General features: G+C 40.9%; 11 protein-coding genes. 4 read left to right on the forward strand and 7 right to left on the reverse strand.

What is annotated here, in order from left to right; all coding sequences use genetic code 11:
• Positions 1 to 74: 74 nt before the first annotated feature.
• Entirely contained in the window at positions 75 to 371 is a 297-nt protein-coding gene (locus V7K55_RS21140; protein ID WP_012409942.1) for a DUF3288 family protein, read from the reverse strand.
• 341 nt (positions 372 to 712) lie between these two features.
• Between V7K55_RS21140 and V7K55_RS21145 the strand changes: the two genes are divergently transcribed.
• The 3 genes from V7K55_RS21145 (at position 713) to V7K55_RS21155 (ending at position 4,080) form a co-directional block, all read left to right on the forward strand.
• A complete protein-coding gene (locus V7K55_RS21145; RefSeq protein WP_334834611.1) occupies positions 713 to 3,166 on the forward strand; it encodes an ATP-dependent Clp protease ATP-binding subunit in 2,454 nt (817 codons plus the stop codon).
• 230 nt (positions 3,167 to 3,396) lie between these two features.
• Positions 3,397 to 3,687, forward strand: a complete 291-nt coding sequence (locus V7K55_RS21150; protein WP_334834598.1) for a hypothetical protein — start codon at positions 3,397 to 3,399, stop codon at positions 3,685 to 3,687.
• A gap of 102 nt (positions 3,688 to 3,789) precedes the next feature.
• Positions 3,790 to 4,080 (forward strand): hypothetical protein, encoded by a 291-nt coding sequence (locus V7K55_RS21155; protein WP_334834599.1) that lies wholly within the window; start codon positions 3,790 to 3,792, stop codon positions 4,078 to 4,080.
• Positions 4,081 to 4,144: 64 nt separating this feature from the next.
• Here V7K55_RS21155 and V7K55_RS21160 read toward each other — a convergent pair whose 3' ends face one another.
• The 3 genes from V7K55_RS21160 to V7K55_RS21170 all read right to left on the reverse strand — a co-directional run bounded on the left by V7K55_RS21160 (position 4,145) and on the right by V7K55_RS21170 (position 7,393).
• Positions 4,145 to 5,239 carry an AI-2E family transporter gene (locus V7K55_RS21160; protein ID WP_334834600.1) on the reverse strand — a complete coding sequence of 365 codons (1,095 nt, stop codon included), beginning with the start codon at positions 5,237 to 5,239 and terminating at the stop codon, positions 4,145 to 4,147.
• Between the two features lie 101 nt (positions 5,240 to 5,340).
• Positions 5,341 to 6,774, reverse strand: a complete 1,434-nt coding sequence (locus V7K55_RS21165) for a bifunctional orotidine-5'-phosphate decarboxylase/orotate phosphoribosyltransferase (RefSeq protein WP_334834601.1) — start codon at positions 6,772 to 6,774, stop codon at positions 5,341 to 5,343.
• Between the two features lie 22 nt (positions 6,775 to 6,796).
• On the reverse strand, positions 6,797 to 7,393 hold the full coding sequence (locus V7K55_RS21170; protein WP_334834603.1) for a cytochrome b/b6 domain-containing protein: 597 nt from the start codon (positions 7,391 to 7,393) through the stop codon (positions 6,797 to 6,799).
• Positions 7,394 to 7,577: 184 nt separating this feature from the next.
• Between V7K55_RS21170 and V7K55_RS21175 the strand changes: the two genes are divergently transcribed.
• Positions 7,578 to 7,835 carry a hypothetical protein gene (locus tag V7K55_RS21175; protein WP_334834604.1) on the forward strand — a complete coding sequence of 86 codons (258 nt, stop codon included), beginning with the start codon at positions 7,578 to 7,580 and terminating at the stop codon, positions 7,833 to 7,835.
• Positions 7,836 to 8,090: 255 nt separating this feature from the next.
• Here the strand turns inward: V7K55_RS21175 and V7K55_RS21180 are convergent, their stop codons facing one another.
• The 3 genes from V7K55_RS21180 to V7K55_RS21190 form a co-directional block, all read right to left on the reverse strand.
• Positions 8,091 to 8,219 (reverse strand): hypothetical protein, encoded by a 129-nt coding sequence (locus tag V7K55_RS21180; RefSeq protein WP_334834605.1) that lies wholly within the window; start codon positions 8,217 to 8,219, stop codon positions 8,091 to 8,093.
• Positions 8,220 to 8,269: 50 nt separating this feature from the next.
• The gene (locus tag V7K55_RS21185) at positions 8,270 to 8,815 is read right to left on the reverse strand and encodes a hypothetical protein (RefSeq protein ID WP_334834606.1); all 546 of its coding nucleotides are present in this window, start codon (positions 8,813 to 8,815) and stop codon (positions 8,270 to 8,272) included.
• A gap of 238 nt (positions 8,816 to 9,053) precedes the next feature.
• Positions 9,054 to 10,604: a PAS domain-containing sensor histidine kinase gene (locus V7K55_RS21190; RefSeq protein ID WP_334834607.1), complete on the reverse strand. Its 1,551-nt coding sequence runs from the start codon at positions 10,602 to 10,604 to the stop codon at positions 9,054 to 9,056.
• Positions 10,605 to 11,074: the final 470 nt, after the last annotated feature.

Genomic DNA, 11,074 nt, shown 5'->3' on the forward strand with positions numbered 1-11,074 from the left:
AAATTAGGAGAGACGCGATTCATCGCGTCTGTACAAGAGTTGGAAATACGAGGGAATAATTAATCCCCAATCCCCTAATTCCAATCCTGTTCGTCTTTTTTACCGCGACTTTTGTAAATACCGCCCAAATCGTGAATTTTGCGAGTTTTCTCAAAAAGCTCAATTTCGGTTAAACCCCACTGCTGTAAGACTTTATCTAGGTCTTTTTGGATATCCCTCGCCCCTGGAAAGCCTTGATAACGCATTCGCAGCCTGGCTAATTCTGCTAAGTTATAGTCTGTCGCCTCTTGAGCGAGTAAGATATCAATAAGGGGGCGATCGCGATTATAAAGAGGGTGCTGTTGGTCTTTACCAACCGTTGGTTCAGTCATCGTCAGTCCTGAGTGTTGTTAGCGGATAATTAGGGTTTAGACTGTTCTGAGTCCTGAGTTCTAAGTTTAGCCGAGAGCAGAGGAGCAGAAAAGGCAAAAAATCATCTTCTCCACGGGAAAACTAATTGTAAAATTGAGAACTCCTTACTTACTCCTAACCTCTAACTCCCAACTCTTAAATTCTCTTAGACGGCTAGTACACCTGATGTCTTACGGCTCTCACCACTGCCACTTAACTTTAAATAAAGTTACATTAGTCGTTAAGAAAATACAAAAAACTTTAGATGAGGGTGAATTTTATATCACCCAAAGTCCAAGCAGCGAGGGAGCAAGAACCCATTATGTTTGAACACTTCACTTCCGAAGCCATTAGAGTAATTATGTTAGCTCAGGAGGAAGCACGTCGCCTGGGACATAATTTCGTAGGAACTGAGCAAATTCTCCTGGGTTTGATGGGAGAAGGAACTGGGGTTGCTGCTAAAGTGCTGGCCGAATTAGGCGTTACCCTCAAAGACGCACGTCGTGAGGTAGAAAAAATTATTGGTAGAGGTTCTGGCTTTGTACCGCCAGAAATTCCTTTTACCCCCAAGGTGAAAAGCCTATTTGAGCAATCTTTTAAAGAAGCTCATAGTCTGGGACAGAATTACATCAACACTGAACACTTACTCTTGGGCTTAACTGAGGCTGGTGAAGGTGTAGCCGCCAAAGTCCTGCAAAATCTAGGAGTTGACTTCAAGAGTGTTCGCAGTGCCATAGTTCGCCGTTTGGGTGAAAATGCACCAGCTTTTGCTGGTAGTGGTAGTCAAAAGCGCACCCAACCGCTAACGATGGAAGAATATGGCAGAAATTTGACCAAATTAGCGCAAGAAGGCAGACTAGACCCCGTAGTTGGTCGTGAGAAGGAAATTGAGCGAGCGATTCAAATTCTCGGTCGCCGCACAAAGAATAATCCCGTGTTGATTGGTGAACCAGGAGTTGGTAAAACTGCGATCGCAGAAGGTCTAGCTCAACGTATTATCAATCAAGATGTTCCCGAAACCTTACAGGGCAAGCAAGTTATCAGCCTCGATATGGGGTCATTGGTAGCTGGAACTCGCTTCCGTGGCGATTTTGAAGAGCGCATCAAAAAAGTTGTGGAAGAAGTTCGCACTGTCGGTAATATCATTCTGGTAATTGACGAAATTCACACCTTGGTTGGCGCTGGTGGTACAGAAGGTGGTTTGGATGCAGCAAACATCCTCAAGCCTGCCCTAGCACGGGGTGAACTCCAGTGTATCGGTGCAACTACCCTGGATGAGTATCGGAAGCACATCGAGCGCGATGCTGCCCTAGAGCGTCGTTTCCAACCAATTATGGTTGGTGAACCCTCGGTAGAAGAAACCGTACAAATTCTTTACGGCTTGCGTGGTGCTTATGAACAGCACCACAAAGTCACAATTTTGGATTCAGCACTTGTCGCAGCCGCAGAATTATCAGACCGCTATATTAGCGATCGCTTCTTGCCCGACAAGGCAATAGACTTAATTGATGAAGCTGGTTCTCGCGTCCGTCTGCGGAACTCCCAAAGTTCTCCCAATAAAGAACTGAAGCGTGAACTCGCTGGCGTTACCAAAGAAAAGGAAGCAGCAGTCAGAGTCCAAGATTTTGACAAAGCTGTAACCCTCCGCGACCAAGAGTTAAAACTCGCAGAACAACTGCAAGCAACGTTTACACTAAACGAGCAACCTGTCAACTCCACTGTAGTTGACGAAGAAGACATTGCCCAAATCGTCGCCTCTTGGACTGGCGTACCAGTTAACAAGCTGACTGAATCTGAGTCAGAATTGCTTCTACATCTAGAAGACACTCTGCATCAACGGCTCATCGGTCAAGAGCAAGCAGTCTCGGCTGTATCTCGCGGTATCCGTCGCGCCCGTGTCGGCTTGAAAAATCCCAATCGTCCCATTGCTAGCTTTATCTTCTCTGGCCCTACCGGAGTCGGTAAAACAGAATTGGCGAAGGCATTAGCTTCTTACTTCTTCGGTGCGGAAGACTCGATGATTCGGCTAGATATGTCCGAATACATGGAAAGCCACACCGTCTCCAAGCTAATTGGTTCGCCTCCTGGTTATGTCGGATACGACGAAGGCGGACAACTTACAGAAGCAGTGCGGCGGAAACCTTACACAGTGTTGCTATTCGACGAAATCGAAAAAGCGCACCCCGATGTATTCAATATGCTGCTGCAAATCTTGGATGACGGTCATCTTACCGATGCCAAAGGTCGGAAAGTGGACTTCAAGAACACGCTGATCATTTTGACATCTAACATCGGTTCCAAGGTGATTGAAAAAGGTGGTAGTGGTTTAGGCTTTGACTTCGACACTCAAGCCGACGCTAGTTATAACCGCATCCGCACCTTGGTAAATGAGGAATTGAAAGCTTACTTCCGTCCTGAGTTCTTGAACCGTCTCGATGAAATTATCGTCTTCACCCAGCTTTCTAGGGATGAAGTGAAGCAAATTGCTGAGATTATGCTTCGTGAAGTTTCTAAACGCTTGACAGAAAAGGGAATTATTCTTGAAGTTAGCGATCGCTTCAAAGAACTTGTAGTCCAAGAAGGCTATAATCCCAGCTACGGCGCTAGGCCATTACGTCGGGCAATTATGCGCCTCTTAGAAGATTCTCTTGCTGAAGCAATGCTGTCTGGGCAAATTGCAGATGGAGACACAGCGTTTATCGATGTTGATGATGACTCTAAAGTGAGAGTACAAAAATCAGAAAAACGAGAATTGCTCTTGGCAAATGTTAGCTAATTTTATACCCGATCGCTTTTTGTTGTAATATTTGAGTAATACTCTAGCCTCTCATCTAAGTAGAGGCACTGGCAGGGGCATCTCCGACAAACATAAAGTGAAATGGTATTATTTCTCACCCCCAGTAAAAATGCTGGGGGCTTTTTTTATGCAATTTTATTTTTAGTGGGCAATACCCACCTACCCACAGGTGTTTATAATGAATTTAGGATATAGCAGCAAGCAGCAATATGATTGAAAATCAGGACTTCCAAATAGTTAAAGATAGTGTCAAGACTGATGACAAAGGACGATTAACCTTGGGCACTGTTGCCAAAGCAAAAAGCTACCGAGTCCTCATCAATGAGGCAGGACAAATTTTGCTAGATCCAGTTGTAAATATTCCAGAAAGAGAACTTTGGATATGGCAAAATTCTATAGCTCGTAGCTCATTAAAAGTTGGTATAAAACAGGCAAGTTCTGGTGAACTTCACGACTTAGGTTCATTTGCACAGTATGCGGATCTAGAAATTGATGAATAGAGTGTCTCTACGACACAAATATGTCATCAGGACACTAACCCTGGACACCGATTTCAAAATATAATCTTTATCATAAGGGCTAATCTACCACACTCAGCAATAGTGAATTTTAAGATCGTATTTTCAACGGAGGCTAGTACAGCACTAGCTAAACTACAACAAACAGACTATAAAAAGTACCAAAAAGTTTTAAAAACGCTGGGTTTAATGGAAACAAACCTAAGACACCCTAGTTTGAATACTCATAAATATGAATCTTTATCAGGGCCTAATGGAGAAGAAATTTTTGAAGCCTATGTAGAAAACAAAACACCTGCTGCTTTTCGAGTTTTTTGGTACTACGGATTTGAGCAAGGAGTTATAACCATCCTAACTATTACATCTCATCCTTAATTACACCATTGCAACTTAGTGTTAGCGGTAGATATGGCATCTTATTTTTACAAATAACTTATTTCTATACTGATTCCTCTGGTAACAATTCTGATGGCACTTCACTTTCAACTACATTCTCAGAATCACCAGATTTAGAAAAACCATCTGCTGCATCTTTGATAAAACCAGCTACAGGTACCGCGATTAGCAAACCTAAGACTCCAGCGACATTGGTTCCTATAAGTAAAGCGATTAAAACCCATATTGGTCTAAGTCCAGTAAATCTGCCTAAAAGCCGTGGTGCGATCGCCTGATCGATTAACTGGTCAATGACAACAGCTACCGCCAAAACCTTTACTGCTAGCCAAAAGTTATGTGTGGCTATTATAAAAGTGATTACAACAAGACTGACAACATCACCAAAGGGAATTAAGCTCAAAAGCCCAACTCCCAAGCCAAAGAGTAAAGCAAACTGGACTTGAAAACCTAAAAACATTAATGTTATTGAAACTCCCATCAGCAAAGCCAATGTTACCTGCCCAATCAAATAATTTTGGAAGTTTTGCTGAATAGACTGGCTTACCTGTTGAGTAAATTTCCCTGGTAACTTCTTAAATATTCCCTCCCAAATTCTTGGCCCGTCTAACAAGAGGTAAAAAGTCAGCACTACTATGATTAATGCATCAGAAACACTATCAATCGTATCTCTAATAATGCTTAAAAGTTTATCCGTAACGAACTCTAATTCATTAGGTAATCGATCGGTTATTTGTGCTAATAACTGACTTAAATTCACATTTAATTTGTGCCTAAAAAACGAATCATTTAAAACTTGAAGTTTTTCTTCACTAGAATCAATCCATTGGGGAAAGACTTTAACCATTTCATTAAATTGCTCTAATACAATGGGTACTAAAGTGATACCCAGAGCAACGATAATTATCAATGCTGATATAAAAACTAATGATACTGCATAGCCACGTTTCACTCCTCGCTTTTGAAGAATGGCAACGGGATAGTTTAAAACGAATGCAAACAAGGTAGCTAAGACAAGAATTGCGACGACAGGTTGAAAATTTTTAACAAGCAAAAATGCTAGCCAACCATTGAGAAAGACTAGAGGAAATAGCAGTGTAAAAATTAACCATTTAAGTAGTTGATTGAGTGAAAAGTTCATAATTAATTTAACAGCTAAAATTATTTTATTTACTAGATTTAACCTGGGAATTAAATATACTAAACTCAATCACAAGCGAATGAGAAAACTATTTCCAATTATTAACTTTCAGCAAAAGCTAAAAATTGCTCCTCATTTATTCGCCCTGCTTGATACAGAGTATTAGTAATTTCCGAAATAGTTAAAACCGCATGACTGCAATAACCATTTTGCTGTAATCTATCTTTCACACCTTGTTCATGATCGATAAGTACCACAATATCATTAACATTTAATCCTGCTGATTCTAACTTTCCTGCGCCTTCCATAACACTTTTACCACTGATGAGAATATCGTCAACTACCACAACTGTTTCACCAGGATGAAAGTGACCCTCAATAACTCTTCGCGTTCCGTGGGCCTTTACCTCTTTACGGGGGAAAATCATTGGACAATGAAGCCGCAAAGCTAAACCAGTCGCGGTAGGTAAAGAACCATAGGGAATACCTGCTAACCTATCAAAATTGAGATTCTTCAAAATATCCTCATAAGCAGTGAGAACTTGATTAAAAAGTTGAGGATTAGAAATAATTTTGCGTAAGTCGATGTAATAAGGGAATATCGCTCCTGATGCTTGGACAAAGCTGCCAAACATAATACAGTCAATGTCATAAAGTTGTAAAATCAAATCTTGGTAGGGGTGCTGATTTAGGAAACAAACATCAGGAAACCACACAGAACATGTAGAATTTTCGTGAATAATTTCAGTTTTTAGTTGATTAATTTCAGCGCGTAGAGACTTGACTTCCTCAGATAATTGTGTATTTGCCAACATATCTTGAGGAACAGGAATTAGCAAACCATCACCGTTAGTATTCAAGCCCGCTTCTAAAATTTGCTTTAGGTTTAACCCCTCTGCCCAGATGCTACGTGCCATAATAATTCGTTCAGGTGCGATCGCTCGGATAAGTGCCAAAACTTCAGGATTTGTAGTTCCCACTTCCAAACCCAATTGTTCTGGAGTTCCCCAGGTTTTTGATTCTTTTACCACCTGTAAATAAAGGGGTGAATCGTTTGTAGGATATTTCTGTAAAGCTTCTGCACCTGGATTAGAAGTACAGCATAAGATAAATACCGCTTTTTCAGGATAGACCAAAAAAGGTGCCACATGATCTTGTCCTGTATAGGGACTAAGAGTGATTGCATCTAAATGCCATTGTGTAAACACAGTTTTCGCAAAAATGGTACTAGTATTTAAGTCACTATGTTTAGCATCTAAAATAACCGGGATGTGCGCTGGAATAGCTGCTAAAGTTTTGTACAGCAATTCTAAACCGGGAATACCTAACGCTTCGTAAAAGCCAAGTGTCGGTTTATAAGCACAAACGTAATCAGAGGTTTCCGCAATAATGAATTGTAACCACTTCTCCAAACCAGCGATGAGTTCTTCAGATTCATAACGCACAGGCATCATCTCTGGATTTGGATCGAGTCCTACAAATAGTAAGCTTTGATTTTGTAAGATATTACGATTCAATTTATCAAAAAAGTTCATTTTTTTGTTTAAAAAAGATTATTTATGAAAACATTGATTCTGTTAATTCGGTTCCACCGGCTTTTTGCCCTAATTGATAGTGAATCACTGCAAATAAGATAACCATTGGCACTGAGGCAAAGTGAACAATTCGCAATGCTTGCCAATCGCCAAAGCAATCCACAATCCAGGGAAATTGAGCAGGTTTATACATTCCTATTCCTGTAAATAACGCCAGCAGCAAGATCGGAATAATTGCTGTATACGCAATCCGATGCCAAGCATAAATTAGGCGTTTGGGATTGTGACTTTTTTGTAATGCTTTGAAGTCATTTTCCCCTACAAACCGATGTCGCCAGCGTCGGGTAAATAAAACGTAAATTCCATACCATAAAAGATTTAGCGAAAATAGCCACATTGCTGCAAAATGCCAGTGTCTACCCCCTGCAAGCCAACCTCCTAAAGTAAATATCGGAGGAATGTGCAAACCTGCACGTCCGCCAAAAACAGGGTTGGCGTTGTAAATTTGTAGCCCACTGGTGAGCATGATAAATAGACTAATGATGTTACACCAGTGGAAAATTCTGGCTGCGATCGCTTGAGTTGGAGGCTTTCGAGTTTGGGAGGGGGTCAAATTCATAGATTTTGACTGATAAAATTTGCTGTTTATCTGTCTTGGGTAAGTGGCTAGGCAAGTTTACGGGTGGGTATTACTCACCTTTACTTTTTCATCCCATGATTCAGTATTTTGACATTGATGGTCTACATCTGCTGTTTTAACTGTCAGTTTAGGTAGGCTGAAGCGTTTTTCATGGGTTCAACCATTGCAGGAGTATACGGCGATCGTTAGGGACTTCCAAGAAATAAATTACTCAAATAAACGAACCACAGAGACACAGAGAACACAGAGAAAAGAGTTTTTTCACCAGTTTCTGGGTATTTTTTTATTTGGAAGTCCCTTGGTGCAATGCCTACGTGGTGATTGTCGTAGAAAGTGTATTGATGGCTTGTGCTGTAATTTAGGCGTTCAGAAGACAAAACCAAATTTACCGACCTGTATTGTGAATGTGGCGATCGCCTGACTTCCAAAAATTAACGCCTCTTACCCAAGGCTAATTACTTAGAGGATGTTCTAAAAGTCCTCTGATCGGTAGCAAAACGTTTTAGATCCCCCTAAATTCCCCTTAAAAAGCAGGGCTGTTTCATTCCCTAAAGAGCGCTAAATATCAATGGTTCTAGCGATTTTAAATTGATTATTTTGTTACCAGCGTGCCAAGAAAATGAACAATCTTACTGTTGTTCAAGTGCTTAAAAGTTTATCTTCTCGCCACCCTCACTTACAATTTTCTCGCTAACCATCTTGACAAATCCTGTTTGAAATGGGATGAATCAGCCCTGCTTGCTCGTCGCACCACCAATTCTGTTAAAATCACCTCTGCGATTGGCGGAAAAATTGATCGTTTCATCAGAAGAACTAGCTTTAACAGACGAGGCTTCAATTAGTTCTGTGAGCGAATTAATTTGTAGGTGGTGGGACATTTCTTTCGCTTTTCATTTGACCACCTATCATACGGCAGTGCCATCCTCCAAAAGTATCTAGGAAACAGATGCCTGTACTATCAGAGAAATAATCTACATCGCAGTTTTTGCCAACTTTATCTGGCCAGTTAAAGCAACTGTAGCTAGTATAACTACCTCGGATATCGTACACAGGTTTGTCAGGGTCCATTCCTAACTGAGTTCCCCCATTTCTGTTGTTGAAAGGAAGATCGTTTTGGGTGAATCGACGGGAAACTGGAGCAACTTCAATATTGATATCCCTGACAAGCCACATATAGCTACCTCTTTCACCTTGAATTCCCCCTAACCCTTCATAATCACATATAAAATACATCTTTGCCTGTTCAACGCTGGGAGCACCTGTTTTTGGTTTTGTTCGTGATGGACAAGTTGCAGGTCTGCGTGTTGTTCCATAATCGTTAGTTTGAGCAACGAGTAAGTTAGGCGTTAATAGTGCGAGCAATGTACCGCCTATTATGCTGAAAGTAAATGTTGGTTTCATGCTAATTATTCTGCGTTTTTGATTGTTACGAAACAGTCTACTTGTGCATCACTGGAACCGCGACCCATCTGATAACAGGAAAGAAAACTTAAGTTTCTTGATAATCATACTCAATCTGGGGTTTTTTATACAAACCCCCGAAAAGCGCAGGGCTGATTTATTCCCTAAAGAGCGCTGCGTGGGTTGGGGGGATCAACAAGTGCCTAAAATTACAGCCAACCACTTTTAAAACATCCTCTTAGAAGCTGGCGTGTTGTCTAATAGCGGCATAGTGTCTTGCTGTTGTGTTCATCTCAATGACCAACTCTGTGCCTTCACCTAGCTGAGAATTACACTTAAGTTTACCTTGATGTTTTTCAACGATAATTTCTCGACTAATTGATAGTCCCAATCCCTGACCTTTACCTACTGGCTTGGTGGTAAAAAATGGTTCAAATATCTGTCTTTGAATCTGTGGAAGTATGCCTTTACCATTGTCAGAAATGTGAATGATCACTTTGTGTTTTTTTTCTTTCTGTTTGTCATTTACCCAAGGTTCATTACTATTTACTAATGACAAATGACTTTTCACAATTTCTGTATGAATAAAAATTTTGGGAGTAAAGGAATAATCATGTTTCATCCTTTCTTCTAAAGCATCAATGGCATTAGTTAAGATGTTCATGAATACCTGATTTAAATCACCAGGATAGCACTCAATTAATGGCAATTCTCCAAAGTTTTTAATTACTTCAATCCCGGCTCGATCGGGCTTTTCTTTCAGACGATGTTGCAAAATCCTGAGAACACTATCAAGTCCTTCATGCAGGTCAACCTTTTTCATTTGACCTTCGTCAGAGGTAGAAAAATTCCGCAAAGCGAAAACAATTTCTTTAACGCGCTCAGATCCGGCTCGCATTGACCACAGCAATTTCAAAAAGTCTGTCTTTACGAAACCAAGGTCGAGGCGTTGCAGATGTAAGGCTATGACTGATGTCGGTGTGGGATAGTAATGTTGGTAAAGTTCAATGATTCTGATTAAATCTTCAGCGTATTGACTGGCAGGATGGAGATTGCCATAGATAAAGCTAACGGGGTTGTTAATTTCGTTAGCCATATCCGCCACCAGTTGACCGAGGTTAGCCATTTTCTGGTTCTGCAATAACTGCCTTTGGGTATATTTGAGTTCTTCGAGGGTAGTTTCTAGCTGCTGTGATTTTTCCCTAACTTGGTCTTCAGTAGATTGGCGTTGGACAATTTCTCTTTGGAGTTGTTCAAATAGTTGGTATTGTTGAGTAGCGTAGGCGCAGCCCGTCGTAGACATCGCTTTATCGTGACTAATATCCTTATGCGTCCCCGCCATTCGCAATGGTTTACCGGATTCATCCCACTGAAATACTTTGCCACAAGTCAAAATCCATTTCCATTCACCGGATTTAGTCAACATTCGCAATTCGACTTCAAACACAGGCGTGAATCCTTGGAGATAATCGTGCAACACCTGGTGAATTCTCGGTAAATCTTGTGGATGTACAAGTTGCTCAAAGGATTTATGCTCATGAGCGATTTCGTCTACTCCATACCCCAGAATGCCCTTCCACTGGGGATCGTAATAAGTCTTATTGGTTATGAGATTCCAATCCCACAACCCCAAGCCACTGGCTATTAATGCCATTTGTAAGGCGGCTTGTGAGCATTGACAAGGATCTAAATTTTCTGGAGATAAGTCTTTTGATTGTGGGAAACTCTCGGAATCTTGCACTAAAAATGAAGCTTCCGGTTCATGGGTAGCGGGTTTTTCGATATGCATAGCTGCTGGTACGGTGAGGAAGATATCCTGTAGCTCTCTCTCTACGCTGTCTTAGCACCCTGACAATTTTATGGATAAATCGTCTACTTGGTTAATTGGGCTGTAACTTCGGTCAGAGATATATCAGCCCATATCATCAAATTGGATGGAATTTAGAAAAAGGTAAACAGATGAATGTAACCTCTGTTGCGATCGCTGCGGCCATTTTTTATAAAAAATAGCTACATTGTGTGCATCTACATTCTAAGATATGTCTAAAAAAGTAGTTAGAATCACATATAGCCTTTCCTAATCACATGAGTTACATCATAGTCCCCTCATCGCTTGCGGGGAGGGGGTTGGGGGTGGGGTTCTTGTACTTCACTTGACTGAGAACCGCCAGCAATTCTCATTTTGAAAAAAAATCAGAGAAAATTCTTTATTTAAATAGAGAACTTGTGTCGAAGCATAATTTTTTGACAAATAATTAT

This window comes from Nostoc sp., assembly GCF_036919895.1.
Classification (GTDB): domain Bacteria; phylum Cyanobacteriota; class Cyanobacteriia; order Cyanobacteriales; family Nostocaceae; genus Nostoc.

Excerpts from the sequence above, each read along its gene's own strand:
- V7K55_RS21180 (WP_334834605.1), bottom strand. The coding sequence starts at position 8,219 with ATGAAACGATCAATTTTTCCGCCAATCGCAGAGGTGATTTTAACAGAA.
- V7K55_RS21140 (WP_012409942.1), bottom strand. The coding sequence starts at position 371 with ATGACTGAACCAACGGTTGGTAAAGACCAACAGCACCCTCTTTATAAT.
- V7K55_RS21160 (WP_334834600.1), bottom strand. The coding sequence starts at position 5,239 with ATGAACTTTTCACTCAATCAACTACTTAAATGGTTAATTTTTACACTG.
- V7K55_RS21170 (WP_334834603.1), bottom strand. The coding sequence starts at position 7,393 with ATGAATTTGACCCCCTCCCAAACTCGAAAGCCTCCAACTCAAGCGATC.
- V7K55_RS21185 (WP_334834606.1), bottom strand. The coding sequence starts at position 8,815 with ATGAAACCAACATTTACTTTCAGCATAATAGGCGGTACATTGCTCGCA.
- V7K55_RS21190 (WP_334834607.1), bottom strand. The coding sequence starts at position 10,604 with ATGCATATCGAAAAACCCGCTACCCATGAACCGGAAGCTTCATTTTTA.
- V7K55_RS21145 (WP_334834611.1), top strand. The coding sequence starts at position 713 with ATGTTTGAACACTTCACTTCCGAAGCCATTAGAGTAATTATGTTAGCT.
- V7K55_RS21165 (WP_334834601.1), bottom strand. The coding sequence starts at position 6,774 with ATGAACTTTTTTGATAAATTGAATCGTAATATCTTACAAAATCAAAGC.
- V7K55_RS21150 (WP_334834598.1), top strand. The coding sequence starts at position 3,397 with ATGATTGAAAATCAGGACTTCCAAATAGTTAAAGATAGTGTCAAGACT.